Genomic DNA, 26,660 nt, shown 5'->3' on the forward strand with positions numbered 1-26,660 from the left:
TGCGGTTTGGTGACTGAAATCGGGGATGCCGCGCGGCTAATCGGTCGCATTGCTCGCACCCTTTCCCGATACGAAGACGCCTGCTCCGAAGCGTACCCGGAGTTTCGTTGCGACCGAAGAGGCATAGCGACGTTGTCGCCAGCCAGTGGGACTGTGATACACGCCAATGGCCTGCCAATAGTCCCGGGTGACGGCGAGCCCAGACAGAAATATCCATCGTGCCGCCTGCACGTTGAAGCAGGCATCATGGGTCAGCCACCATCGGACATCCGCCGACTTGCGGCCCGTCAGTTTGGAGATGCGCCCAACCCACCAGCTGTTAACCTGAAGCGGGCCCAGATCGTGGCTTCCATCGCTGTTGGCGATCTCCGCGCCGATCCATCCGCCTTCCTGGTCGCGAAGCCCCCAAAGGGTCTTCTCAAGCCAACCTCGACCTCCCGCTGCATGACGGATGCATTCGCCAACGACATGCTCCTGCGCGGCGCGTTCGGGCACGCGCGACGCGCCCGATGCCTCGAAGGGCAGTGCGACGAGGAGCAAGCAAGGCGCAGCCAGCCGGAGCGATGCCGGCAGACCTTTGGGCGGATCACCGGTCATGGCCGGCTCCATGATCCTGAGCGTGGCCGCCGGGCTGCAATACCTGCCGCTCGGCCGTTCGCTGGCTTGGGTCGGACCCAGCTCTCTCGTTCCCTCCCCGATCCAGGAGAGAGACCAGCCATCGATCGATCACTTCTGCCGCCGATTGCGCCCGCCCGGCGAGGAAGGCGGCAAGTCCATCCGGTTCCTGTCCGCGCCGTTCCCGCTGCGCCGCCATAAGCGCTTTGCGGGTCTCGCGATTCGTCCGTTGTTGATCTCTCAGCCGGTCCCAGCGTTCGCCGTGCCGCGCGCTTCTCCCACGAACCGTATCGCGATCGAGACGGCCGAGCCCTTCGAGCGCGGAGGTCTTCTCGCCCGAGTGGCGTTCGAGCTTGTCGACCAGGCGCATTTCGTCCTCGGTCCAGAGCTTCACGCCGAAGCGCGCGCGGGTGATGGCGGTGTAGTAGTTCTGCCCGGTGACGAGCGCTGAACCCACTGGCGCGAGCACATAGACCCGGTCGTAGGTTTTTGACTGCGCGGAATAGACCGTCTCGGCATAGCCATGGTCCCAGTTCTTGTGCCGGGACAGATCGATGTCCTGAACTTTCCCGTCACGATCCCAGCGGACTGTCGCTGTCGTCCCCTCCAGGCGCTCGACCGTGCCGCGCTGCGCATTCTTGATGTCGAGATCATGGCTGACGAGCCGCCACTGGATACGGTCACCCTGGGCGAGGCTGCGCTCCTCGCTGCGGAATATGTTGACTTGCGAGGCCTTGCCGAGACGAGGATCCCAGCTGATCGTCCGGCCGTGCTCGTCGGCGAGCTTGACCACCTGCCGGCCGCGACCGTCCCGTGCTGTGCCGAGCACCCGATATTCGGCATCACGGGCGATGCCGAGGCCGGCATTGTCGCGCGAGAAGATGACCACCTGCCCGCCCGAATAGAAACGGGCAAGCTGCTTCTCCTGGTCGGTCATGCCCGCCGGCGCCAGGATGGACAATCGCGCGTCCTCGGCGGCGATCGCGCCCTCGGTCTTGAGCGCTTCGCGAACTTTGGTGTTGACGATCAGCCGCGTCGCGTTTTCCAGTACGAGGATGTTGGTGTTGGCGCGGCTCTCCGGTTTGAGACGAGTCCATTCCCCGACAAGGCTCTCGGCGAGCCCCTCGGCATTGTCGCCGCTCACCACCTTGTCGAGGTTGGCGAGAGAGCCGGCGTAGTTCTTGAGGCGTGCCTGGGTGACGGCCGACTTCATCGCACGCGTCTCCTGCCGGACGGATTCGGTCAACTCTGCTTTGGGAAGCCCAAGGCGCTGCATGAGCCAGAAGGCCTTGCCCTGCTCGATCGCGCCGGTCTGCCTGTTATCGCCCAGCAGGATGAGCCGTGCCCCGGTCAGGCGGCTGATCTCCAGCACGCGCAGCGCCTGGCGGTTGCCGAGTTGCCCTGCCTCGTCGAGCACCAGTATATGACGGTCGTCGAGATTGCGCCCACCGCCCGCAATCAGGCTTGCCACGGTCCGCGATTCGATCCCGGCCGTGGCGCCGAGATTGGCGGCGGCGGAGGAAGTCGGCGCCAGCGCGATCAGCGCCGTGCCCGGCTCCGCCGCGTCATTCAGCGCCTTCACCAGAGTCGACTTGCCGGCCCCGGCAACGCCATGGACTCCCACCACCCGGTCGCCTGTTGTCCCGATATGCAGGAGCGCTGCTTCCTGGGCCGGATTGAGTCCGGCCTCGGTGCTGATCGCGCGCAACCGATCAGGCGAAGCGATGGGCGCAGCGTCGTTAAGCGCCAGCGCGAGATGATCGGCCAAGGCAAGTTCCAGACGCGCGGTGCGCCGCGAGGTGCGTCCCCGCGTGTGTACCCCGTCGCCGGTTTGATGGCGGGTTTCGAGGAGCTTGCGCCGACCCTCGTGGCTCTCGGCGAGCGGACGGATATCGTCCAACCGGACTTCACCCACATGCGACGCGAGCCCTAAACGTAGAAGCCGTCCCAGGTTATTGACGGCCTCCCTGCCCTCTGCCTGGCGGAGCCCGAACAGCATCGCCCGAGCCGACGTCGCCGGGTCAGCATTCTGGGATTGATCCCCCGCCTTGTCGGCTTCGGCCCTGGTCTGCGTGATCGCTTCACGATGGATGCCAAGACGGTTTTGCCAGCGCTCATGAAGAGCGTCGAGCGACACCTTCTCCTTGGGACCGCGGGTCTCGTAGAAGGATTTTCGCCGGGCCGCCTGACCGCTGAGACCATGTTCGCGCGCATGGGCGTCGATCTGTTCGGCGCGCTGCGACATGTCCAAGATCAGATCCCTGGGAACGCCCCTGATCTCGAACAGGCCCTTGCGCGGGTCGAACGCGACCTCATAGCCGAGCTCGCGCAGGTGATGGGCGAGTTCGTTGCGATAGACCTGCCCAGCGACCATCTGCTCGGCGAACATGGCGCGGGTTTCGAGGCTGGCCATCGGCGCGCCGTCCTCGCGGTTGGTCATGTTCATGACCACGACATGGGTGTGGAGATGGGGATCGAGCTCGCGCGAGGCATGCTCGGTGAACCGCGCGAAGATCAGCCGGCCGGTGGTTTCATGGACGATCTCGCCATCTTGGCGATGCCGCAGCGTCGCATGCTCTTCCAGATAAGAGAGCGCCACACCGACCGATTGTTCATGCGCCGCTATGATCCGCTGGTCGCCCGCGACCAGAGCCATGATCGACACCGATTTGGGCGCATTGACCGCAAAGTCCCATCCCGGATGATGCTGGATCTGCCCATTGGCGCGGTGCCGCCCGAGTTGCTGATCGCCGACCTTGCCCGCGAGAAGATCCTGGAAGGTAGCCGGATCGACCTTGCCCTCGAGCCCCAGCTCGGTGGCGATCCTGCCGCCCCATTCTGAATGCTCGTCGGCACCTTTCGTGTAATAGTCACCGACCGTATAATAGCGGGCGATATTCGCGGGTGTGCCCTTGAGGCGGCGCGGATGGATCATGCCGGCCTCGCTGCGTTGCGGGCACCGTCACGACGGCCGTGCTGGCTCAGGCGAAATCCGGCCGGTTTCCCGTAAAGGGCAAGCGGCGCGGTTGGAGGATCTGCAGCCGGCGGACCTCCACGGGTTCGTGTCTGTTCCCCAAGCGGCTCTCCGGAAGGACCCGCGGGCTTCTCCTGGACGGATGGCGGCGCGGTCAGCGGCAGTTCGGGAGCCGGCGGTGTCGGGCGCGCGCGGCGGCGCTTTGCCGGCAGCGGCTGAGGCTCGTCCTCCGCCGGTTCCTGTGGCGGCGCTTCGTCCATGCCGAGGCGTACTGCCAGGCGGATGGGCGGCGCGGTTCGCTCCTCGAACGCCACAGAGATGGACGGGAGCGTGTTGTAGCGATCCTCGAACCGGACCACGGGAAGATCGCGCCCGAACCTCAAATAGCCGACCAGATTGGGAAGATTGGTGACCTCGGTATGCATCACCAGCGGCCGGGTCACCTGCATGCGCGAGAGGTTGACGCCATCGCGCATGTCGTTGACGCCGTAGGACATGCCTTCATTGGCTTCGACCTGTTCGACCTGCCCCAGATTCTCACTGACATGCTTGGCGGTCGGGGTGTCGTTGGCGCGCAGTGCCACCCAGGTCGAGCAATAGCCGGTGATCGCGGCGGCATCCTGGATGCCATAGGTCGCCTCGAGCTGCGGGTAGCTCTGGAACCCCAATATGCCGCAGCCACCATATTTGCGCGCGCGGGCGAGGAAGTCCGAGAGCGAGGGCAGCTTCTGGAGCGACGGCAGCTCGTCGACGACGCAATAGAGCCGCCGGTTCCGGTCGGGGGCGAGGCTCATGATCGCGCTGATGGCGATGTCGAGCCAGACCGTGATCAGGGGCCGGAGCGAGGGGAGCTGGTCGGCCTTCACGGTGATGAAGAGCCAGCTGTCATCCTTCTCGTTCGCCACCCAGTCGCGGATGGAAAGCCCGTCGGCTGTGTCGTCCAGATAGGCGAAGCTGCGCATGACCGACGCGAGCTCGGCCTGGATGCCGGCGGAGGTCCGCTCGCCTTCTGTCGAGATGAACGCGGACGCATCGGTCCCTGCCGCGAACGCGGCGAGGTCCTTCAGCTTGGAACGCAGCAGAGTGTCGAGCAGGATCGAGACAAGGGTGCGTTCCTGCCGGGCGAGCTTGCGCATGACCGCGACCAGCGTGCCGCGGGCAGCCTTGGCCCAGAAAGGATCCCCGGTCTTGTCGGGAATCGTCGACTCCGCGATCTGGTCGTAATGATAGTCGCGGGGCACATCGACCCAGGGCGACCAGCCGTCGGACCGGGCATCGAGCGGGTTCAGGAGAACGTCGATGCCGGGACGGTAGAATTTTTCCACGAAGGTGCCGGCGGTGTCGTAGACGATGGCCCGACGCTTCCGCTTGCGGATGCCGCCGAGCATCTTGACGATGATGTTGGTCTTGCCCGTGCCGGGCGCGCCGCAGATCAGGATATGTTCGGGCTCGAACGCGTCGGGCACATTGACGCCGCCGATCTCGAAGCTCCCGCGCGCATGCCGCCAGAGGGTGCGCCGGACCTGCCGCACGGTCCCGAATCGGGCTCCGCGCAGGAACTGGTTGGAACCAAGACCCCTTCCCGTCCGGGTGAAGTAGAACCAGGCCCAGAACAGCATGGCGAGGGCGAACAGCCCGGAGAGCGCCGCCCCGTGAATGAGGTAGGTCTCGAAGGCTTCGAGCGTCCGGTGGGCGACGCCGGAGTCGAGCAAGGCCTTGGGCGTCGTCCAATAGTCCCGGCCTGTCGGCGTCCGGAACAGGATGGGCGTCGCGTTGCCCGGCACGGCGTCCCCCATGACGGTCGCCTGGGCGAGTTTCAGAAGGACGAAGCGTTCATAGTCGGTGGACTTCTCCAGCGCATACCAGATGATGCCGCCGATCCAGATGATGAGACCGGCAAGGAAGGTCTGGTAGAAGACCTGGGTGGTCATCCGGACATTGTGGACGATGGCCTGGCCGCCGCGCGTCCAGGAGCCCAGCGTGTCGTGCCGAAAGATGCTCATGGGCGGTCCTGCTCGGGATCGAGCAGCCCCCTTTCGCGGAGGAGGCGACGGGCATCGGCGAGCCCCGCTTCGAGGATCTCCGGCGTGCGCTTGCCGACCGATGTTGCGAGGATGGCGAGCGTCTGGATCGCGGTCGCGTGAAGCTCGTCGAACCGGGCGTGATAGCCCGCCGGATCATTGCCCTCGAAGCGGTCGAGGACATCCCGGATATAGGCGGAGGGTGTGGTCCCGCTGGTCCGCGCCTGATCGACCAGACGGTCGTGCAGGGCGTCGTCGAGACGGAGGGTTATTCGGGCCATGCGCTGATCCTGCTCAGCGCCGGCACATGATGAAGCAGAGCCTTGTTAGCAGAATCCCTCTGTAATCTCAAGAATTTATGCCGTCCGCCGCTGTCGGACGCGAGATGACAAGGGTCATCAAGGGCTTAGCCTGATGGCGCCAGGCCGACGTCAGACGCGGGCAGACGATCTGTGACAATCGGGCGGACAGTCTGTGACGGCTGAAACCCGCGGAAATCCGGGCGATTCGCGCCCGCAGCACCCGTGCGTACGGTGCATTACAAACGCCCCAGGGCGTGCGTCCTTTCTTCGCAGCGCGCTTGTCCGCTGCGCCGCCTCGTGCCGGAAGGCGCGGGGCTCCCCGAAGGGGGCTTTTGTTCTTCGGCCGGCGGCACGCCGGCCCTCGATTGCCATTGCAGGGCGACCTTCGATATGGATAGTGGCTCATGGCGGGCTGACCTCCTCAATGAAGGAGTCGACAATGCCCAAGATGACAAACCGCGAACGCCTCGCGAAGATCGAGGCCGATCAGCGAAAACTGGCCGATGAAGCGGAGACTGTCCGGCGCGCCGTGCGCGCCAATTATGGTGCACTCGTGCAGGAACTTGCCATCGAAACGCTCCCGGAGCGGGAGTTCAGGGACATCCTGACCCAGGCGATCCGGGTGGGCGGCCAGGCATCCATCGCTGCTCTCAAGGCGCTGCCTGCGTGCTCCAGTCAATCGGCAACGTCGCCGGAACGGCGGCCCAGCGACGAGCACGGCGGAGCCGCGCGCAGGAGGCCGGCGCCCGTCCAGGGCGCCGCATCGGCGGGCGACGGACCCGGCCAATAGGCCGGGTTCCCGAGCCCGGCGATCCTCACCTCACACACGGAAAAATGGCGCCGGTGGAAGAGCTGAACCCCTCCACCGGCGCCCTTGTCCGTCAAGCCGCCGCGCGCTTCGCCTGTCCCGCCAGCGTCAGAAAGTGCGCCGGAACGCCTGCCGCCCGCACCATGCGCGCGAGATGCGACTGCAACCCCGACCCTTCGCAGACCATCGCTTCGACCGGCTTCAACCGCAGCAGCGTTTCGTTGCGCGCGAACCCTGCCCGCTTGCCGAGGCGCCGGTCGAGAGTGAAGGCGATGAGCTTGACCCCCGAGCGTGCGGCCCATGCAGCGGCAATCGCGTCGCACCCTTTGTCCTGCGCTGTGGTCGCCAGCACCATGCTCGGTATCCGCGCCTTGATCTGGTCGAGCCGCTCCCAGATCTGCGCATGGTCCTCCCACTGCTGCCCCCCGGAAAAGATCACTACCGGCCCCGCCGGCGCGTTGGCATCGATGCGCCGCTGACGGCGGGCAGCGAGGAAGTCGGCAGCGGCAATCACCGATGCGGTGCGCTTGCCCGAGGTGAGCGTCGCGCGCGGCGCGGACCACGGGCGGCCGGTCTCGGCATGGAACATCTGCGCGGCGTGATCGCGCATGCAGGCGACGGCTTCGCTCGCTTCATCGAGACCGTGACAGAGCGTCTGTGCGTCCTCGATATCGTTCGTCACGATCTCGCTGCCGTCATTCTCGCGGACGCGTTCGCCAAGCTGGCGGGCGGCCCGGTCGGCTTCGCCGTCGAGCTGGTCTGCGACCTTGTGGAAGCTGTGGACCATCCCCCAGGCGAGCCTTTCCGCAACGGGCTCCAGCCGCGTATCGCGCAGCAGATCGAAAAGCGTCGTCACCAGCATCTCGACGCCAAGCTGCATCTGCAAGGGGTCGGGCATGTCGGCGCCCACCGCCTCGTCGGTCGCGGCGAGCCGGACCTGATCGGCGGTCTCGGTGAAAGCGGCGGCAAAGCGGTCTGAGGGCTCGCGGGTTTCTTCGGCGAGAAACTCTGCGATGTCGGTGAAGCGGACGGGGGAACGGTGTGAAGCAGTCATTGGAACCTCCTTCTTCTAGAGGTTCCCTCCCCGGCACGGGCTCCGAGCGGCGGGGTCAAGGATCGGGCGAAGCCCGACCGCGAAGCGGCGACGGAGGAACCGATTTGCGAAGCAAATTGGAGGGGCCGTCGTCCTTGAGGCCGTCGCGGTCCCGTGGCACCCTTGGACTTCTTGAGAGAGAGGAAGAGCTGCCCTGCGGGGGGCTCGATGCCCCTCGCAGGGCAATGGTATGGAGTGCCAACATCGCCCATACCCCTTCAAACAGCGCGGGCAGATACCGCAGCGGGCGACAGGTGCAAGGCGTGCGGCTATGAGACAAGTCCCCCGAGGGACGAGAACCGGGCGCAACAGGGAGTCCATAAGCCATTGAATAGACGGAGTAGCGGGACACGAATCGACAGCGCATCGCGGGTGATCCTGGCGCCGCCGCGCACCTTGTTCAGGGCCTTTACGGATGCCGAGACCATGGCCGCTTGGCGGGCGCCCGATGGGATGACGGCCACGATCCAGGCCTTCGATCCCCGCCCGGGCGGCGGCTATCGGATGGTGCTGCGCTACGAGGGGGGCGAGGCTCTCGAGCAGGGCAAGACGCGCCCGGGCGAAGACGAGGTCGAAGTCCGGTTCGCCGAGCTGCTCGCCCATGAACGGATCGTCGAGGAGGTGATCTTTGTCTCGGACGATCCCGCCTTTGCGGGTAGGATGACGCTCACGACCCTGTTCGAACCAGACCGGGATGGCACCAAAGTGACGTTTCAGGCGACCGGCGTTCCCGTGGGGATCACACCGGAGGATCATCGGCTCGGCATGGCCGCCTCGCTCCGCAATCTGGCGCGCCTCACGGAATGAGCGGCCGCCTCTGCGAGAGGCGACCGCTCAGGTCAGGCCGGGCCAGCGGGACCGCTGGTCGGCGGCACATAGGCATCGAACGGGTTCCCGTCATGGAGATGGCCGAAGGGCGTCATGACATAATCGCCATCGGCCCGACCGACCGCGCAGATCACATAGCGCGGCTCCCCGGTCCGGGGATCGGTGCATTCCATGAGTCCGAGATCGCCCTGCTCCGCCGCGCGGAGCAGGGTCTGGAAATTGCGCCGATAGGCATCGGGTATCGCCATGGCCGTTCCCTCGATCAGGCCGCGGCGCGGCGCGCGCGCCAGCCCGTACCGGGCCGGACGGCATGCCCGCTGTCCGGCGCTTGCCCGGCCTTCTTGAAGGCGTGGATCGGCACGCCCGCTTGCCGCAGGAGCTGGTAGAGATTGGCCTGGAGTCCCGAACCCTCGCACAGCAGGGCCTCGACCGGCTTCAGTTCGACGAGCTTGCGGTTGCGGGTGAAGGCGACCTTGCGGCCCGAGCCATAGAGGCCATAGGCGACCAGCGGGACGCTGATCTCGGGCCGCGCGGCCCATGCCGCCGCGATCGCATCGGCGCCCTTGCGCTGCCCTGTCGTCACCAGCGTCATATGCGGCACGCGCGCCTTGATCTCGTCGAGCCGTTCCCAGATCGGCTCCCAGTCATGCCACAAGGCAGGGCCTGAGAAGATCACGATCGGTCCCTGCGGCAGGTGCCGTTCACGCGCGGCAAGCGCGCGCTCGCGCAGGAAATCCTGCGCCGCGATCTGGCTCGCGACCGAGGCGGACGATGCGCGCGTGCCCCGTGCCGGGGACCAGGGCCAGCCTGAGAGCGCGCGGTACATCTCGGCGGCATAGTCGCGCATGCATTCGACGGCTTCACGCTGCTCGGCGGTCGACTGGCAGAGGAGCTGCTTTTCCTCGAGGCTGGAGGAATAGACCTCGCTCATATCGGGCGCGCGGGCGAGGTCACCGATCTCCTGCGCCAGGGCGTCTTCGCGCCGTTCGAGCTTGCCGGCGACGAAGTGGAAGGAATTGACGAAGCCCCAGGCGATCTCGGGGGCGAGCGGTTCGAGCCGCGTCCCGGTGAAGAGATCGAAGATGGTGGCGACGATCCCGCCGCAGTCGGCCTGTGCGGCAAGCGGCTCGGGCATGTCATGCTCGCCAGGTGCCTCGCCCGGTTCGACGATGGAGAGCGCCAGGGGATCGCCGAACGCCGCCTGGAATTCGGGGGTGGCGGTCATCTCGGCATAGAGCTGTTTCAGGTCAGCGAAGCGGCTGACGCTGTGGGAAGGATTGTGGGACATTTCCTGTCTCCTGAGCGAAGGGCAAAGAAAAAGGCCGGGAGCGTGGGATACGCCCCCGGCCCGTTGGGACATGCGGTCAGAACGGGATGTCTTCGTCGACCTCGGCGCCGGCGCCCATCAGTTCGCCTTCGGTCCCGGCGGTGCTGTCGCCAAACCCGCCCTGCTCCGGGCCGTCATAGTCGCGGCGGCCGGTCCGGATAGCGGGACCGAAATCGTCGCGGCGCTGGGGCCGGCGCCAGGCGACGCGCATGCCTTCCTGCTCATTGCCGAACAGCGCGATGGGCAGCGGCTCGGGGAGGCTGGGATCATCGATCGATCCCTGGAGGAAGACCTCGCCCGTGGTGTGCTTGGCGACCGCTTCCCAGAGCGCGCCGATCTGGACCCAGCGATTGCCGACGTTGAGCGCGACGATCTCGAAGACCGGCGCGCGGTCATTGTCGCTCTCGACGGGACGCAACCCCAGACGGGGCAGATCGATGGTCCGGGTCGCGATCGAACCCAGAAGACGGCCGTTGCTCAGCTTGAACTCACCAATGTTCATGACACAGTTCCTTTGACGTTCATCGCCTCAGCCAATCCCGAAGCGACACCCGCAAAGATCCCCCTCTTCTCTATGGCGCCGCCCTTCCCCCGCGCGCCTATGCCGGCCGGATCGCACCGCCTGCGCCCCTGACGCTCGGCTGGCGGCCGGACCGCTTCAGGGTTATTGTGCGGGCATGGACTCGACGACGCTCCGCACCGTGGCCGACCTCGCCCGCAAGCGCGCCGCACGCGGCTGTTCGGGCGCAAACAGCGATGGCCTCATGCGGCTGGGCGCCGCGCGCGCCCTCACCCAGCTCGCCGCCGATCTTGAAGCCACCGCCGGCGAATGCGAGCGCCGCCCCACCAAGCGCCGCTCCCGCGCCTGACGTTCATCCACAGCGCCGCATTTCTGGCGCCGGCCTCACCGCATCGCGGCAGCGATCGCAACCCGGTAGGGCCGAGATTCGGCGCAGCCGAAGCTCGGTCGGAGCGGCGCAACGCGCCGCGGAGATAGAGCGCGGTGCCCGCGCCAGCGGGCAGCCGCCCCCTGCCCCCGTTTCCACCCCATTCCCGGCGCACCGCTTGCAGGATCCGCCGCCGTGAAAAGGGCGAGCGTCAACCTTGCCCATGGCGCGATTACATGGAAAATCATTAGAATGGCGGAACAATCACTGGAGTGTCGGGAAGCAGGGCCGATACGAACGGAGTCGGGGGCAAGCGTTGACCAATATTGTTGATCGGGGGTCCATCTGGCATCGTTGGGACCCGCATATCCATACGCCTGGAACCATACTTGCCGATCAGTATCCGGCCGGTGACGGATGGGAACAATTTCTGTCGCGGATCGAAGCTTCCGATCCGCCGGTCAGAGCCCTGGGCATTACCGACTATTACAGCACAGCAACCTATGAGCAGGCGCTGGCGCATCGTTCGAACGGCCGGATGCCGGGGGTGGACCTGATCTTCCCCAATGTGGAACTCCGCCTGGGTGTCGGAACCAACAGCGGCAGCCCCGTCAATGTCCATCTCCTGGTATCACCCGACGACAGCGACCATCTGGCCCTTCTCCAGAGCTTTCTCTCCAATCTGGAGTTCGAGGCGTTGGGTGAACGTTATCGCTGCACGCCCGACGATATCCGCCGGCTCGGTCGCGCCCATGATGCCGGCGCGGTATCGGATGCGCAGGCGCTGGCCGCCGGCACCAACCAGTTCAAGGTAGATCTGGCCAATCTCCGTACGGCGATGCGCGGCAGCCGCTGGGCGCAGACCAACATCCTGATCGGGGTCGCGGCGAGCAGCACGGACGGCACCGCAGGACTGCAGGGCGACGCCTCGCTCGCGCGCCTCCGGCGGGAAATCGAGGGCGCGGCCAGCATCATCTTTTCGGGCCGCCCGGCCGACCGCGCCTTCTGGCTTGGACAGCATCCCGACATTCCACCGGAGACGATCATCGCCCAATATGGGGCGCTCAAGCCCTGCCTGCATGGGAGCGACGCGCATCGCCTCGCGCGCGTTGCGGCGCCCGACCAGGATCGGCGATGCTGGCTCAAGGGCGATCTGCGCTTCGAGACGCTGCGGCAGGCCTGCCTCGAACCCGACATCCGCGTCTTTGTCGGCACAGCCGCCCCGCCCGCGGCACCGCCGTCGCAGGTCATCACCGAGGTGAGCATCAGCAACGCCAATTTCCTGACCCACAATGCGATCGAACTCAATCCGGGGCTGGTCGGCATCATCGGCGCGCGCGGGTCGGGCAAGACCGCGCTTGCCGATCTGATCGCCGTCGGCGCCGGCGCTTTCGCGCTCGATAGCAACCGGCTTTCATTCATCAACCGGGCGCGCGAGCATTTGACGGGTGCGAGCGTCGACCTCGCCTGGGGGGATGATACCGGCTCCGGCGCGCGGATCGACGATCTGGGCGGCTTCGACGATGCGGCTGATCCGCAGGTGCGTTACCTATCTCAGCAATTTGTCGACCGGCTCTGCTCCGCGGAAGGCCTGACCGATGAACTGCTGGAGGAGATCCAGCGCGTCATCTTTCTGGCCCATCCGACGGAAGCACGGCTGGGCGCGGTCAATTTCGGGGAGCTTCTCGATCTCAAAGCGGATGCGGCGCGAACGGCGCGCGCCCATTATGAGGGCGAGTTGCGCGAGCTGTCGGATGAATTCGTGTCCGAGCAGGAGAAGGCGGCCGGCGCCGCGCCGCTCCGGGCCCAACTCACGGCATTGCAGGAGACGATTCGGAAAAGCCAGGCCGATCGCCTCGCGCTCGTCGCCAAGAGCGGTGGAAGCGAGGATCGTCTCAACGCCTATACCGTGGTCGCGACGGCGCTCCAGACGAGAAAGTCGCAATATGAGCAGCTCGAGCGACGCAAGACGGCGCTCGAAAGCCTGGCTTCCGAGGTCGCGCTGGTCAGGTCGCGGACCGCGCCGGACATGTTGCGGCAGATGCGGCTGCGGCATCAGGCGGCCCAGCTCCCGGACGCGCTGTGGCCGCGCTTCACGCTGACCTTCACCGGGGATGTCGATGGTGCGATCAATGGCGAGCAACAAGCGGTCCAGGCTGCAATTACGGCGCTGGCCGGAACGCCGGTAGTCCAGCCGGCGGAACCTGCGACCTCGCTGATCCCAGCTGGCGCCGATCTTGGCCAGCAGACGATCGGATTGCTCGCCGCCGAAGCGAAGCGCCTCGAAGGCCTGATCGGCGTCGATCAACAGTCGGCGCGCGCGCTTGCCGCCCTCAACAGCCGGATTGCGGCCGACGAAGGCAAGGCGGCCAATCTCGGTCGTCAGATCGAGGCGGCAGACAGGGCACCTGCGCGAATCGAGGAGATCAAGCGCGACCGCCGGACCGCCTATGGCAAAGTGTTCGAAGCCCTGGTGTCCGAGCAGAATGAACTGACCGCGCTCTATGCCCCGCTCAGCGCCCGGATCGATGCGGAGACAGGCTCAGCGCGCAAGCTGGCATTCGCGGTGCGGCGGCGGGTCGATGTCGAGGCCTGGGGGCGCCAGGGCGAGGATCTGCTCGATCTGCGCAAGGGATCGACCTTTCGCAGGGGGACGCTTGCCGATCTGGCGAGGCAGATGCTGCTGCCGGCTTGGTCGACGGGATCCGCCGACGAAGCGAGTACGGCGCTCGCGGCGTTTCGCGACGCCTATGATGCGGCGATCGTCGAATGCTGCCCCTATAATCTGCGCGATCCGGCGGATGCCCCTCAGGTGCGGCAATGGGCGGGGCAGATCTCGGCATGGCTCTACGGAACCGGACATATTGGGATCGCCTATGGCGTCCAGTTCGATGGTACCGATGTCGAGCGCCTGTCGCCTGGAACACGCGGGATCGTCCTGCTGCTGCTCTATCTGGCGATCGACCTCGACGACAACCGACCGCTGCTGATCGATCAGCCCGAGGAGAATCTCGATCCCAAGTCGATCTTTGTGGAATTGGTGGCGCGCTTCCGGTCCGCCAAGCAGCGGCGGCAGATCATCATTGTCACGCATAATGCCAATTTGATCGTCAATGCGGATGCCGATCAGGTCATCGTGGCCTCGTGCGGACCGCATCGTCCCGGCGACTTGCCGGAGATCACTTACGTCGCAGGCGGACTGGAGGATCCAGAGATACGCGAGAAGGTCTGCGACATTCTCGAGGGCGGCGAACATGCCTTCAAGGAACGGGCGAAGCGCCTGCGTGTGCGTATCTGATGAAGCGATACCGTGCAGCGAGCCAGGGCAAAAGCAGCGGGCTGACTGACGTCCCGGTCACGCACGCTGACCTGCCCGATGAATGGCGTTACCGGGAAGGCTCGCCTCAGCAGCACCGCGATGCATGGGATGGCGCACGTGCCTTGCTGCAAGCGCCCTCGGCCATCGTCCCGATCGCGCGCGCGCCGGACCGGAATGCGCTGACCAGCCAGCGGTACAAGGATGCGGCTACCATCGCGACGATGGCCGTGGAACCGTTCCTATGCGATTCCCGCTTGTTCCGATCGCCGCCAAGAGGGGCTCCGAAATGGCCATAACTATCCTCCCGCCCGGACGGAGCGAGCCACAGCCCTTCGATGCGCCTTTCGCCCTGCGCCAGGACAATTGGAACGATTACAGCTTCCAGACCCTCTATCATCTCTACCGGCGGCAGGAGGGCGCCGAAACGGAGCCGGCTTTGATTGGCTCGGTGAAGATTCTGCGGCGCGGCCAGACCGAGGCCGATGGCATCCAGATCAACCAGGCTTTCGAACGGCTGTCCGAGGATTTCTGCTCGGTTGGAAGCTCGCTCGACTATTATCAGCGCCTCAACGAGATTTCGTCTGCAGACCGGGACGCTATCTTAGAGGCGCTGCGAGACGTGGTCGCCATGCCGGCACTGCAAGACGCCTTCCGCGACGAGCGCGGCTGGGGTGTGTCGCTTTTTCGGGACAATCCCAATCCTGAGGAGTTCCTCTCGGATGCGGGTGCCATCCTGACCGGCAATTTCGCGGCGCTGCCCAATCTCCATCTGCAGTTGGCCTTCCATCCGGGTAATTGGGCGACGCCGCTGAGGTTCGACTTCGACGCGCCGGAGCCGTGGTTTCACATGGGCCCGAAACGCCGCCTCGGCCCCAGTGGAAAGGAAAGCCTGCTCCCGCGCCGGGCGATCGTGGTGATTGGCCGGAACGGATCGGGCAAGAGCACCCTTCTGGCCCGCATTGCCCGTGTTGCCTTTGCCGCTCCGTCCGACCGGAGCCTGCAGGAAATCCAGGAGATCGGCGTCTTCGAGCCCTCTTCAGTAGGATTCTCAAAGATTATCGCCATCTCATACAGCGCGTTCGATAATTTCATCGTGCCGGGGATTTATGAGAGCGAGCTGGGGCAGATCGCAAGTGACATCGAGAAAGGGAGCGGCCGCTATATCTATGCAGGCCTCAGGGACATCGTTGCCGAGGTGCGGGACGATCTCGAAGCGCTCCAGCAGCGTAATCTCCCCGACGACGAGCGCGCGCGTCTGGCGGCGGGGGACCGGCGGACGACCACACGGCTCAAATCCTTGACCCAGCTTGCGGACGAATTCGAGCGGCTGGTCGGACAGATTGCCGGCAATGGCAACATGCCCCTGTTCGACGCGGCGCTCGAGCCCTTGTTCGCCGATCCGTCCTTCGCGGATATCGATGGCGGCGAGCGCGAGGCGCTGCTGGGCGGCAGTCCGCGCGAGGCGTTTCTGGCGTGGAGCACCGGACACAAGATCGCGTTGCATGTCGTCGCAGCGCTTGTCGCCCATGTCACGCGCAAGTCGCTCATCCTGTTCGATGAACCCGAGATGCATTTGCACCCGCCCTTGACCGCGGCGCTGATGCACGCCGTTCGGATCGTGCTTGAGGAGACGGACGCCTATGCGATCCTTGCCACCCATTCGCCGGTCATTTTGCAGGAAACATTGGCCCGGCACGTCAGGCTCGTCCGCCGCACGGGTGCGACCTTCGATATCCTCTCGCCGGGACTGGAGACGTTCGGCGAGAATGTCGGCACCTTGAGTTATGACGCCTTTGGCCTGACGGCATCGTCGACCGACTATCACAAGATACTGGATCTGCTGGTTGCCGGCTTTTCCTCGCTGGACGAGATCAATGCGCTGTTCACGCCCGGGCTGAGCGGCCAGGCGCTTGCCTATGTGATGGCGGGGCTTGCCCGAAAGGCGCAGCCCGCGTGAGGAATCTGCCTTGCCCGGGCCGCGATCTGGTCCGCGATCAGTTGACGGTCGCACTCGAGGTACAGGAGCGCAACGGCCAGTTGAACGGCTACCCGGCGACGCAGGACGAACTGGACGCCGTCATCGCCCTTTATGACGCCTATGATGCCGCCGACGGTGCGCCTGGCGATCCGCTCAAAGCCCTGCATCTCGATGACGCGCTGCGGACGGCGATCCAGAATGGCTATGAGCTGACGCAAACCGGGCGTCGGCTCGCGTCGATCCGCGCCGGGCTGATGCAAGGCGTCGAGCAATGCCCGGTCTGTGGTATCTCGCCGCCCCGCGCGCTCGATCATCATCTGCCCAAGGCCAGCTATCGCGCGCTTGCGATCTATGTTCGGAACCTCGTCCCGCTCTGTGCGGATTGCAATCAGTCCAAGGGGGCAGCCGCGCCGGAAAATCCCGCTGAACGCTTCGTGCATCCCTATTTCGAGACGCTGCCCGAAGCGCGTTTCCTGCGCGCCGTTGTCACGATAGACAATGGTGCGTTGAACGCCGCGTTCGGAATCGATCCTGAGGCGGCACTCCCGCCTCTGCTTGCCGCCCGGTTGGACCATCAGCTGCGGCGTCTTCGGCTCAACGCGCGTTATGCGCAGGAACTGAACGCCTATCTTGCCGGTCACACCACGGGGATCGACCTGTGCCACGAAGCGCTCGGCGCTGAGGGCGTGCGCACCTATTTGGACCGTCAGGCGGGCGTCGAATTCGCGCGTTTCCACCCTAACCACTGGCGCCCTATCCTTTTGCTCGCGCTCGCGGGTCATGATGCCTTCTGCGATGGGGCTTTTCGCGAGCTGCTGCCCGTGGCCCGTCCGGGAGCGTTGGTCGACGCGGCGGCGGCCGGGCAGGATGCTCCAGTGATCGCTTGATCGGCCCCTCCCGCGGACGGACGGCAACAGGGGGGCAGAGGGATAGACCGGCCAGGGAGCATCGCCAGGATCGCGCCTTGTTCCTTCGGTCTCGGCAGGAAGCCTGGCGCACGCGCAAAAGCTGCGAAGCGTGCGGGACAAGCCGAGGAGTAGTCAGCAGCAACGCCGCTTTCCGCAGGTCAGGCCTCACAGGTCAGTTGCGATTGAGTCCGATCGCGCGGCTATGGAGCTTCAGCTTCCAATCACCTTCCATCGCGATGATGTCGGCCTCGCTGGCCGCTGACCCCGCGACTTCGAGAATGCTGACGAGATAGTCGCTGGGATCGCGGATCTTGAGCTCGGCATTGCCGCCATGACGATTGGCCACATAATCGCGCCAGCGCGCGAGAAAGCCGCCCGCTCCGGAAGCGGAGCCCACATAATGTTCCCGGGTGCGCGGACAGGCGAGGAGATAGACGCCCCGGCTGCTGGCAAGCACCTCTTTCCATGCGCCAGGCATGGCCTCGATCTCCGAGAGTGGGCGTATCAGCTTCGTGAAACCCGGGAAGGCTTCCTCCCGGAAGGTTCGTGAAAGCTCGACGATCGGTTTGTCCTGGAGATCGGCGCGCTGCTTCCACGCGCGGCGGCTGCTCGCCGTGTCGCCCCAATGAATGAAGAGACGGCCGATATAGTCGCTGAGGGCATCGGCGCGTGTGCAAGCATATTGGTCATATTCGGTCCATCCCTTGTCCTCGCCAACGCCACGCCCGGTAAAGGCGTCGATCGCGCCCGCCGGCACGGTTCCGACAAGGTGGACATGATAGAGGCCGACGAAGAGCGTACTCCCGTCGGGCGGCGCCACGAAACTCGCCCAGTAACGCCCGCGGAAGTGCGCCCGCTGATTGCTGTCCTGCGTGTTCTGATAGCGCTCGAAGGCGCCAGGATCGTCGCGCCAAAGCGTATAGGGCGTGCGGCCCCGCACCTTGTCGGTTTGATGCCGCAGGAGGCGCACATCGCCCGGATCGATGCCTTCGGATCGCAGGAGTTGGTTGAATGTCAGGGGCATGGGGGCACGCTTTCCGGTTGCGGCAGCCCGAAATGCGGCATTGCGCAGCGTTGCAGGCCTTCGGCATCGAAGAATGCGGCGAGGCCTGGCCTCGGGACAGGCAATCCGGCCTGAAAGCGGGCGGGCTCGCAGCGCCAGCGTTCCTTTGCCATGGGGCGGATTTCCGCGCGAGGCATCCAGGCGATGTGACGCGGCGCAGGGTCGCTCATATTGGCGAACATCGGAATGGCGAGGATCATATCGTCATGGAAGGCCGTCAGCTTGCCGACAAAGCCATAGCGCGCCTTGTCGGTCTTCGCGCTGGTCGGATATTTGCCTTTGACCTGCACGGGCCGGACGATCGTCCCAGCGGGCGCTGGGCAGGTCGCGATCATGTCAAAGCCCTGATCGCGGTGCGGGAAATAGATGTTCCAGCCCACATCGGCCATGACGCCGGCAATGTACATTTCCGCGAAATAGTCGCGGCTTTTCCAGTCAGTCACCGGACCATCATTCCCTTGGTTCCATCCAAATATGCATCAAATCGTGCAACTGGTTCGTGCCACATCCGGCTGGGCCGAAGCTCGTGTATGATCAAGCGGGCCAGGAGGATTGATCCTTCGGAAGGCGGCCGTCGGGATCGTGAACGCGCAAGTGATCGGCGGTAGTCAGATTTGAATGGAAGATCACAAGGTTAGTACCGCCATGATGCCGCAGTGAGGGAAAAAGAATGGCCTTGTGCCCATTCGAGATGACCTTGTCCGCAAGCATCCACGAGGCAGGTGTGGTCTTGTCGATGCGCGCGATCTTGCGCCAGGGACAATCCCAGTCCGCCCAGTCGGTGGACCAATGAGCAGGGTCGTAGCCACCCGAAAGATCTACGACATTGTCGAGCGAGACGATGTAGCTCGCCAGCGTCGCGGGCGGCACGAGCGTCGAATCCTGGCGGTATTCTTCGAGTGCGGTCTGCGGCGCGCGCGCGAGATAAAGTGCTTCGACGCCGACACGATTGAAGCGCCCGCCTTCGCCTGCCGCCCCCGCGCCGCTCAGGGGCACGAAAGCCCATTTCGGAGTCAGATAGCGGTAGAAGACCTCATCGGGACCAAGCGATGCGATCTTCACCCGCTAGCGCCGTTCTCAAGATCACGCAGATGCGCCATGACCGCATCGGTATGCCCTTCGGCTACCAACTCGGCGGCGGTCTTGTGCTCATAATCGGCGATAGGTTCGTTCCGATACCAATAGATCGCCTTCGGCACATCGCCGGTCAAAGCGGCGGCAGCGGCAATGACCCTCAGCATTTCGCGCAGCTTGTCCTGGAGACGTTCGGATGCGGGATTGCGCAAGGTGTTGCGATGCACACCGGCAAGGTTCGCCAGTCCAGCGACCTGAACCCCAAGGGCGGCGGAAAACCGTTTGGGCGAAATATAAGGCGTGCGCGGTTCTTGCAGGCTTTCCACGAACCCCGATATGGCGGCCGTGCGCCGTTCCATCGATATAGCGGTCATGAGGGCCTCCTTTCGTGAATGAGCATATGCACACTATTTGCACATTTTCAAGGCCAGATTAAGCCCAACACCTGAACAAAGCGTGTCAAGAGACCGGGATCTCGAGGAAGAAGGCAGGCATTGCCGGGCGAGCAGCTCTCTCAACCTTGCGACCAAGGAAGTGCCTGACGGGAGGTCGTAAAGGTCTCCAAGCCCCTTGCGCAGAGGCAATATCGTCGGTGTGGCTGGGCCGTGATCAGGCGGCTTCAGCAAGGGCGATGGAAAGCGTCTGGGCCGTCGCCGTCAATGTGAGAGTCCGGCCGGCAGGGATGAGCCACAGGACATTGTCTCCAATCGCAACGCGGATCCGTTCGAGGAGGGCTTCCTCTTCGCCAAGCAGGAGGGAGGTTGCGAGATCGCGTGCGGCTTCCTCGAAGTTCCGGTGCTGGGTTTCCCAGCTGTCGCAATCATGGTCGTCATCGGCGCAGAAAATGCTGGTCTCGATGAGCCAGGCAAGCGCTGCAGGCGAGACATCGGCGCCGTCGGCGACCAGGATAATGGCGTCATCGAGACCATAGCCGTCATTGCAGCACACGAGCATCGGGATTGGAAAACGCTGTAATTGCGTCTTCGCCTGTTCGCCGCCGCTCGCGGCAATGGTTAGTTCCACCTCGAGAGACGAGACGCGGCCGGAGCCATGGTCGTCTGGCAGCAGTTGATCCTCACCATAACGGAGAACCGCACCATTCTGCTCGACGAGGATCTGAAGCCAGGTGATGCGGGGCAGCCGGTCGTACCAGCCATAGCCCTCGAAAGCGGATTCAGCACCGACAAGCCGTGCGCCGATCGAGTTCCCGTCGCCGACGATCTGCGCCAGGCCCTGTTCGATATCGGGTTCTTGCGAGGGCATGATGAGCATGGGACCGGTGCTGACGCGCTCGCCCACCTCGCGGCCATGACTGTCTGCCGTAAGAGCGATCCAGGCGTCGAGGGACGCCTCGGCCTCCGCAAGCTGGACGCCGAGCTCGGTAGCCTGCTGCCAATCCTTGAACGATAGCCTGTGCGAGGGTTCGAAGGCGATCGTGCGATAGATGCTTCTCGCGACGGCCTTTCGCAGATCGGCAAGAGCCGCATTCTCGACCATTTCCTTGCGTGCCGGCAGGACGAGCTGAAGCGCCGGCGCATCGACGATATCAACACGCGCGGTCCATTTGCCGAAGGTCCCGACCTCCGAGATCATGGGCAGGCGGCACGCTATCCCCACGCCATGGAAGTTGATCCGCGGTGTCTCGGCGCCACCTTGGTCCTTGTGCCGGAAGACGCCGATCCGGCATCCATGCCAATGCTCGATGCGGTGCGCGTCGGCGAGAAAATCCTGGCGCGGCAACAGGCTGTCGCCAAAATAGACCGGAAGCGGAAAATAGAGCGCCGCGCGTTTAACCGCATCTTCGAGATGCGTGGCCCAGCTTTCCGGCAGGGCGAGCGATATCTCCGTGCCGTTCTCGATCATGGCCGGCTCAACCGGCAACGGGACACCGCCCTGCCAGGCATCGGCGGATATCTCGACCTGCCATCCTCCGATCTTGGAAGAGTGGGAACGAACGACGACATGATGCCCGGCGAGGCTGAACACGCCCATGCCCGCCGGATCCTCGCGGCGTGAGATATCGGCGCCCCAACCCGAGTGACCAAGCGTCACCAGCACCGCGGGATCGGCGATGCCGGATCCGTCGTCCCGGACGACCAGGATCGATTCCCCGTTCCTATCGGCCAGATTGATCCTGATTTCCTGCGCGCCGGCGCGCCGCGCGTTTTGTAGGAGCTCGCAGGACATCGGCGATGGTGCCGTTGAACAGGCGGGTAACCTTTGTGATCGCGGATTGGCTGACGCGAGCTTCAATTGTCGTGAGAACGGACATGGTGGGCTCCCTCTCGCGAATGGATGATCCGTTCGCTCATCAAGCCCCTTTCCCTCACCCCTTCGTCGTCGCGCGGGCGAGGAAGGGATGACGCACGAATGCCTATGCTGCCTTGCGATCTGTCCCGGCGTTGAAGCGCGCTAGCCAATCGCCCATCGGCGGCCGGTCGAGCAGATCGACGCAGGCGGCCGCACGCTGAAACGCAAGCAGGTTCGCAGGAGCCCGCTCGATGATCGCGTCGATTTCCGCAGAGCAGAGCAGGCGCTGATCGCGGATGAACTGCGTCATGGATCCCGGTCGCGCTTCCGCGCCGCGCTTGCCTAGAATTGGCGAGCGCCACAATCCGTCGACCGAATGGAGGCGCGGCGCTGCCCGTGCTTCGATGAGGATGATGAGCCGCAGATAGGCCGGAGGCAACGAGCGAACCTCATCCGGCTTCATCGCGGCGCAAAAGAATTATGTCGCCATTGAGACGATTCATTCTCTTTGACGGGCTATGGATATTGCCCCATCATCGATCGGGTCGGGGCAATAAAGCGGAAGCGCCCAGTGACATATCGAGGATTCAGTGCATCTTTTTCCGTTCGATCCTTGGCTCGGCGTCGAGCCTATATTTGTTGATGGGATGATGATCCGGCCTGCGCTTGATGACGCCATAAAGCAGGACGCAATCAAATACTTACCCGAAACAACTCTCCCTTCTCTCCTTCATTCCGACGGAAGCCCCGTTGTCGAAGTCAATTCGTTCATCACGTTCCTGCGATCCGATGGCGTGTCCCTTGCCAGCGCGGGCCACTATGCTCGGGATCTTCAGGTCTTTGCCCGCTATCTGCGGGATGTGCGTTCAAAGTCGTTACTCGACGCATCCAGTGTCGATGTAGGGAAATATCGCAGCCTTCGGCTCGAGGGGCCGGGCGAGCTCCGACTATCGGGATCGTCTTGGAAGCGCACGTCTGCGGCGTTGACGCGGTTCTTTCAATGGGCCGCCAGCGAGGAAGTGAGACTGATTTCAGTGGCGCCGAAAACCAGATTCCGCCGTGATGGCGCGGTTGCCGAAGATACGATCCGCATGATCCCGCTCGAGGATTACATTCTGTTCCGAGACCAAGGCCTGTTGGACCAGGGTCAAGCGAGCGGTATCACTCAACGCCGGAATCCGATGCGCGATGCCGCGTTCGCCGAGCTACTCGTGACCACGGGTGTCAGACTTGAGGAAGGCGCCAGCCTTCTGATCGGAGAACTGCCGACAACGAATGCCTGCGTCTTCCAGGGCAGTCGCACCGCCATGATCGACCTTCCCGCCACAATCACCAAAGGGCGCAAACCTCGATCGGTGCCGTTCCCGAGGCGGGTCGCCGGTAACTTTATCGACGCCTATGTTCGCGAGGAGCGAAGCCAGTTGGTCGATCGCTGGCGACGCGCGGGTGGGGTCCGGACCATGCGGCAGCCGCTCATCGGCACACTTGCGGGCGGGCAGCGCGTTTTGATCCAGGGCGAGCAACGCCCGCGGTCGCTGGCGACTCTGCGAATCGACGAACGACGGAATCTCCTATTGCTGCCCGGGTCGGGCGCGCCATTGGAAAGTGCGCAGCCGGCAGCATTATGGCTGGCGCAGGACGGCCAAGCCCTCACCCCCGCGGCATGGCAGTCGATCTTCCGGCGTACCAGCAAGAAGTTATCGGAGAACATGGGCTGGGACCTACAGGTATCGCCTCATACCCTCCGGCATACCTTTGCCGTCTACTGGCTTACGCACCTCATCAAAGCGGAAGTGAAGAGGCTCGACGGTCGATCTGTCCCAGATCGAACCGAGGAAATCTACATGAAGGTCGTCAGCGACCCCTTGCGCCGGGTCCAGCGATGGCTGGGTCACGCCAGCATCCTGACCACTGAAAAATACCTCACCTACCTCGATGAAGCCTTCGAACTCGTAGATCAGGCGGCCGAGGCGCTGGACTCTCGTCTGATGGGCTTCTTCTAGCAGTGGGACGGCCTCGCCTATCGTTCAGCGATTTACCTCCGCAGCAGGAGGAGCCGCAAGCTGACGCAATCCTAGCCTATCATCATCGTGACGGTGTCGGGCGCGAAATGACCTGGTTGCTGCACGAGGTAGGGAACGAAGGTCTGGGCCGCGATCTTGCCTTGTACCTTGGGCCGATGATGAACGAGCTGTTCGCCGGCCTGGCCGTCCCGAGTGTCGAACAGTATCGACAGAGCTGGATCCCGCTCGGCAAACATCTGTCCTCCAGCGGGCGCCTCGACGGGGGGCTTCGCGTGATTACGGCCGCTGACATCGATGCTTGCGACGTTCGGGGCCAATACTCCCGGTTCCGTTGCCTTGTTCACGGCCTTCGCGCGATAGACGAACGCAACCCTGATCTGCTACGTCCGGATCTGAAGGCGCGGATCAACTTCACGAGCCGTCACAATGGAACGGCATTACGGCCCCGCGAACCGTTGACACCGTTCGTCGCTCGCGTCCTGAAAGAGGCCGCTGATCGCAGCGTGATAGCTACACGCGAAAGGATCGTGGCGGGACGCGAGCAGATCGAAGCTTTGCGAAACAAGCTGGAGAGGAGCCGCTTTGAGAATGTGTTCCTGAAAGTCGCCGACGGCACGCGTGCCGCTCGAAGCGAGTTCGACATGTTCAAATATCGCAAGGTTGCCATCGCCGCCGCCAGCGATCTTCTCGTTCTCACACTGCCTGATGCGATCTGCTTCATCATCGCCATCGCGCTCCGGGTCGAAATGCCGATAGAATGCCTGCGGACCCTGCGGCGCGACTGCCTGAAGAACCCCGCGAGAGGATATGTCTCCATTGAATACACGAAGGGGCGAGGCGGTCTGCGCGCCAAGATCAAGCGCGAACGCGTGCGTGACGGTGGCATCAATACGCCAGGCGGACTCGTTCGCCTTGCCCTTGAACTATCCCGGCCCGCCGCCGAGCGAATGGCCGATCGAGGCGACCCGAATGCGGATTACCTGTGGGTCGGCTTCGTTGCAGCCGGACTGCCGAGCTGGCGGCGGTTCAGCCTTTCTACCCATAACTTCTACGCCGCTATCAGAAGCCTCGGCCTCGTCGATGAAGCGGGTAAGCCGATAACCAAGATCGTTCCCGCCCAGCTAAGAAAAACGGTGAAGCGGGACAATTACGTGCGCCACGCAGGCCACCTTCGCCGCTTCGCGAGCGATCACTCGAAGCCAGTTGCCGCTCGGCATTATGCCGCGGTGGACGGGCTTCGAGAAGAGCATGCGCGCTCGGTAGAGGTCGCCGAAGGTCAATTGTTCGACATGGCGATGATACCGTTGGTCCTGCCACCGAAGGAGGAAACCAGCGCGCTCGTAGCCGGCCTCTCGATCGGAAACCAAAAGCTCGACGCAGGCGCTGTCGCGTCGTTGATCTCAGGCAATGCCGATACGTTCCTCGGCATGTGTTCCGGATTCTGGTCGAGCCCACTTGGGCGGAATGACGACGGCTCCTGCGCCACCGCGTTCACTGGCTGCCTCCATTGCCCGAATGCTGTGTTCACCGCACGGAAGCTGCCAGCGTTGCTGACCTATCTGACATGGCTAGCTGATCGGCGCGCCGTCATGACGGAAGCGGAGTGGCACGAGCGCTACAGCGCCGACCATGATCGAATTATGGTACAGATACTCCCCGTGTTCGACGCTGGCGATATCGAACAGGCTCGGTCCACAGTGGAAAATACCGCTGTGGCGCCAGCTCTGCCGCCACATCTTCAGCGGGGCTGAGCATGCGTCCGGTTCTGGAACGTGCCGAAGCATCTTGGCGGATTGACCGTTCGGCATTGGTGATTCCGCCCCACATGGTCGTGAGTGGCCGTGAGCAGCAGAATATCTCTCTGGTCGGGGACGATAAGTGGCTGCTCGAATGTGCCATCGCGCGGCCGAAAAAGGCCCATGAAGCCTGTATCTGCTTCGGTCGGATCGCCGATGCTGATGAGCGGGAACTCGTACGAGAATATCTGTTCCTGTCTTTGAACTACGACTCCCGAGACAAGGTGCGCGGCCGCCTCGGCGTCCTGAAACCTGGTTCGCTGATGCAGGTCGGCAATATCATCCGGTATTTTTTGCAAGAAGTGCGGGAAGCCGGATTTCAACTACACGAGATCGATCAGCCTTGGCTGGATCACTGGCTGTCCGCGAAGCGGCACCTCGCACCGGCAACTCTTGTCTACAAGATCCTCTGCGTACGGCGACTTGCGCTCTATACGCCCTACCTGTCGTTCCGGGGGATCGGGATAGCTCCTTGGGGTAACCGTTCAGCGACTCGGATCGCGGGATACCGGGGTGGCCGAGAAAATGTCACACCGCGAATACCGGAAGCCATTAGCGCGCCGGCGTTGCGGTGGGCCATGTTCTACGTCGATCATGGGATCGACGATCTCATCGCCCGACATCGAATAGCTGGCGTCAACATCGCCGCGCGTCGGCAAAGAGTGTCACCGAAACTAAGTGACCAGCGCTTGCGCGCTTATTTGGATGCACTTGAAGCATCAGGCTCTGGAGTACCGGCGACCCAAGATGGTCGACCCGCGTGGCCAGAAATCTGCAAGGCCAGCGGTCTCGGCGTGGAAGTGCTGAAAGCACGCTCGGCTATGCTCGAGAAGGCAATCTCGCAACTCGGAACCGAGCGCCCAGGCGCAAGCAGTGTTTGGGCCAACATGCCAGGAACAAACACTGCGTGGCGGTCGCATCTTCCTAGCTTCAGCAGTCGTTATACCTTCATACCGGCGATGGCCGCGTGCTATCTCGTAATCGGCCTATTATCCGGAATGCGAGGCGAGGAAGCGGCCGCGCTCAAGCGTGGTTGCCTAAGACTCGTGCGAGACGAACATGGGAAGGTTAAGGGCTACGAACTCGTCGGAAGAATCTTCAAAACCCGCAAAAACGTCGACGGCGCTGAACATCGCTGGACTGTAATAGAGCCTGTTGCCAGGGCCGTATTGGCAGCAATACGGTTGCAGGACTATCTACACAACAGCGCCGATCGAACGGAAGCGCCGCGAGATGATGAGCCCCTGTTCAAACCGGCCTTGATTCGGGGGGTAGGCAATGTCCAGCTTACGGCACATCAATCGACCGTATACCTAACCTGTCTTATTCACCGCGGCGGGTGAGAGGGTTGGCGGGAGTGGCGTAAGCGATTGCTTTGCAGTAGGAAAATGGG

The 26,660-nt window shown here is 63.9% G+C and carries 23 protein-coding genes; 9 read left to right on the forward strand and 14 right to left on the reverse strand.

The genetic code is table 11. The features are described from left to right. Positions 1 to 36: 36 nt before the first annotated feature. Genes AC3WT0_RS15655 through AC3WT0_RS15670 form a run of 4 tightly spaced genes read right to left on the reverse strand, consistent with a single transcriptional unit; the run spans position 37 to position 5,891 of the window. Positions 37 to 597 carry a lytic transglycosylase domain-containing protein gene (locus AC3WT0_RS15655; protein WP_492754375.1) on the reverse strand — a complete coding sequence of 187 codons (561 nt, stop codon included), beginning with the start codon at positions 595 to 597 and terminating at the stop codon, positions 37 to 39. Next, entirely contained in the window at positions 587 to 3,550 is a 2,964-nt protein-coding gene (mobF, locus tag AC3WT0_RS15660) for a MobF family relaxase (RefSeq protein WP_492754376.1), read from the reverse strand. Before mobF ends, AC3WT0_RS15655 begins: the two co-directional genes overlap by 11 nt. Continuing rightward, the gene (locus tag AC3WT0_RS15665; protein WP_492754377.1) at positions 3,547 to 5,592 is read right to left on the reverse strand and encodes a type IV secretion system DNA-binding domain-containing protein; all 2,046 of its coding nucleotides are present in this window, start codon (positions 5,590 to 5,592) and stop codon (positions 3,547 to 3,549) included. Before AC3WT0_RS15665 ends, mobF begins: the two co-directional genes overlap by 4 nt. Further along, a complete protein-coding gene (locus tag AC3WT0_RS15670) occupies positions 5,589 to 5,891 on the reverse strand; it encodes a hypothetical protein (protein ID WP_492754378.1) in 303 nt (100 codons plus the stop codon). Before AC3WT0_RS15670 ends, AC3WT0_RS15665 begins: the two co-directional genes overlap by 4 nt. 460 nt (positions 5,892 to 6,351) lie before the next feature. Between AC3WT0_RS15670 and AC3WT0_RS15675 the strand changes: the two genes are divergently transcribed. Continuing rightward, positions 6,352 to 6,702 (forward strand): hypothetical protein, encoded by a 351-nt coding sequence (locus tag AC3WT0_RS15675; RefSeq protein WP_492754379.1) that lies wholly within the window; start codon positions 6,352 to 6,354, stop codon positions 6,700 to 6,702. A 91-nt stretch (positions 6,703 to 6,793) separates the two neighbouring features. On the opposite strand, the gene AC3WT0_RS15680 is transcribed toward AC3WT0_RS15675, so the two are convergent. Further along, complete coding sequence (locus AC3WT0_RS15680) at positions 6,794 to 7,774, reverse strand: DUF2493 domain-containing protein (RefSeq protein WP_492754380.1); 981 nt, start codon at positions 7,772 to 7,774, stop codon at positions 6,794 to 6,796. A gap of 411 nt (positions 7,775 to 8,185) precedes the next feature. On the opposite strand from AC3WT0_RS15680, the gene AC3WT0_RS15685 reads away from it, so the two are divergent. Continuing rightward, positions 8,186 to 8,620: an SRPBCC domain-containing protein gene (locus AC3WT0_RS15685; RefSeq protein WP_492754381.1), complete on the forward strand. Its 435-nt coding sequence runs from the start codon at positions 8,186 to 8,188 to the stop codon at positions 8,618 to 8,620. 32 nt (positions 8,621 to 8,652) lie between these two features. On the opposite strand, the gene AC3WT0_RS15690 is transcribed toward AC3WT0_RS15685, so the two are convergent. From AC3WT0_RS15690 to AC3WT0_RS15700, 3 genes are all read right to left on the reverse strand, one after another. After that, positions 8,653 to 8,889 carry a DUF6117 family protein gene (locus tag AC3WT0_RS15690; RefSeq protein WP_492754382.1) on the reverse strand — a complete coding sequence of 79 codons (237 nt, stop codon included), beginning with the start codon at positions 8,887 to 8,889 and terminating at the stop codon, positions 8,653 to 8,655. A gap of 14 nt (positions 8,890 to 8,903) precedes the next feature. After that, entirely contained in the window at positions 8,904 to 9,929 is a 1,026-nt protein-coding gene (locus tag AC3WT0_RS15695; RefSeq protein WP_492754383.1) for an SLOG family protein, read from the reverse strand. A gap of 76 nt (positions 9,930 to 10,005) precedes the next feature. After that, positions 10,006 to 10,470 (reverse strand): DUF736 domain-containing protein, encoded by a 465-nt coding sequence (locus AC3WT0_RS15700; RefSeq protein WP_492754384.1) that lies wholly within the window; start codon positions 10,468 to 10,470, stop codon positions 10,006 to 10,008. Positions 10,471 to 10,645: 175 nt separating this feature from the next. On the opposite strand from AC3WT0_RS15700, the gene AC3WT0_RS15705 reads away from it, so the two are divergent. From AC3WT0_RS15705 to AC3WT0_RS15720, 4 genes are all read left to right on the forward strand, one after another. Beyond that, positions 10,646 to 10,837 (forward strand): hypothetical protein, encoded by a 192-nt coding sequence (locus tag AC3WT0_RS15705; protein ID WP_492754385.1) that lies wholly within the window; start codon positions 10,646 to 10,648, stop codon positions 10,835 to 10,837. Between the two features lie 334 nt (positions 10,838 to 11,171). Then, positions 11,172 to 14,153: a TrlF family AAA-like ATPase gene (locus AC3WT0_RS15710; RefSeq protein WP_492754387.1), complete on the forward strand. Its 2,982-nt coding sequence runs from the start codon at positions 11,172 to 11,174 to the stop codon at positions 14,151 to 14,153. Between the two features lie 307 nt (positions 14,154 to 14,460). Continuing rightward, a complete protein-coding gene (locus tag AC3WT0_RS15715; RefSeq protein WP_492754388.1) occupies positions 14,461 to 16,131 on the forward strand; it encodes an AAA family ATPase in 1,671 nt (556 codons plus the stop codon). Continuing rightward, on the forward strand, positions 16,128 to 17,039 hold the full coding sequence (locus tag AC3WT0_RS15720; RefSeq protein WP_492754389.1) for an HNH endonuclease: 912 nt from the start codon (positions 16,128 to 16,130) through the stop codon (positions 17,037 to 17,039). The genes AC3WT0_RS15715 and AC3WT0_RS15720 overlap by 4 nt, the downstream gene beginning before the upstream one ends. 193 nt (positions 17,040 to 17,232) lie before the next feature. On the opposite strand, the gene AC3WT0_RS15725 is transcribed toward AC3WT0_RS15720, so the two are convergent. The 6 genes from AC3WT0_RS15725 to AC3WT0_RS15750 all read right to left on the reverse strand — a co-directional run bounded on the left by AC3WT0_RS15725 (position 17,233) and on the right by AC3WT0_RS15750 (position 21,910). Then, entirely contained in the window at positions 17,233 to 18,084 is an 852-nt protein-coding gene (locus AC3WT0_RS15725) for a GIY-YIG nuclease family protein (RefSeq protein WP_492754390.1), read from the reverse strand. After that, positions 18,075 to 18,566 (reverse strand): hypothetical protein, encoded by a 492-nt coding sequence (locus tag AC3WT0_RS15730; RefSeq protein ID WP_492754391.1) that lies wholly within the window; start codon positions 18,564 to 18,566, stop codon positions 18,075 to 18,077. Before AC3WT0_RS15730 ends, AC3WT0_RS15725 begins: the two co-directional genes overlap by 10 nt. 91 nt (positions 18,567 to 18,657) lie before the next feature. Then, complete coding sequence (locus AC3WT0_RS15735; protein WP_492754392.1) at positions 18,658 to 19,185, reverse strand: RES family NAD+ phosphorylase; 528 nt, start codon at positions 19,183 to 19,185, stop codon at positions 18,658 to 18,660. Further along, the gene (locus AC3WT0_RS15740; protein WP_492754394.1) at positions 19,182 to 19,571 is read right to left on the reverse strand and encodes a hypothetical protein; all 390 of its coding nucleotides are present in this window, start codon (positions 19,569 to 19,571) and stop codon (positions 19,182 to 19,184) included. Before AC3WT0_RS15740 ends, AC3WT0_RS15735 begins: the two co-directional genes overlap by 4 nt. A 235-nt stretch (positions 19,572 to 19,806) precedes the next feature. After that, positions 19,807 to 21,450 (reverse strand): ATP-binding protein, encoded by a 1,644-nt coding sequence (locus AC3WT0_RS15745; protein WP_492754395.1) that lies wholly within the window; start codon positions 21,448 to 21,450, stop codon positions 19,807 to 19,809. Between the two features lie 121 nt (positions 21,451 to 21,571). Beyond that, positions 21,572 to 21,910: a hypothetical protein gene (locus tag AC3WT0_RS15750; protein ID WP_492754396.1), complete on the reverse strand. Its 339-nt coding sequence runs from the start codon at positions 21,908 to 21,910 to the stop codon at positions 21,572 to 21,574. 127 nt (positions 21,911 to 22,037) lie between these two features. Between AC3WT0_RS15750 and AC3WT0_RS15755 the strand changes: the two genes are divergently transcribed. The 3 genes from AC3WT0_RS15755 (at position 22,038) to AC3WT0_RS15765 (ending at position 26,610) form a co-directional block, all read left to right on the forward strand. Continuing rightward, positions 22,038 to 23,450, forward strand: coding sequence for a tyrosine-type recombinase/integrase (locus AC3WT0_RS15755; RefSeq protein WP_062069127.1), 1,413 nt, complete (start codon positions 22,038 to 22,040; stop codon positions 23,448 to 23,450). Positions 23,451 to 23,557: 107 nt separating this feature from the next. Beyond that, positions 23,558 to 25,222, forward strand: coding sequence for a hypothetical protein (locus AC3WT0_RS15760; protein WP_160987143.1), 1,665 nt, complete (start codon positions 23,558 to 23,560; stop codon positions 25,220 to 25,222). Positions 25,223 to 25,224: 2 nt separating this feature from the next. Beyond that, entirely contained in the window at positions 25,225 to 26,610 is a 1,386-nt protein-coding gene (locus tag AC3WT0_RS15765) for a hypothetical protein (RefSeq protein ID WP_492754397.1), read from the forward strand. Positions 26,611 to 26,660 lie beyond the last annotated feature (50 nt).

The organism is Sphingomonas sp. EU05-FHT14C10 (assembly GCF_058790595.1).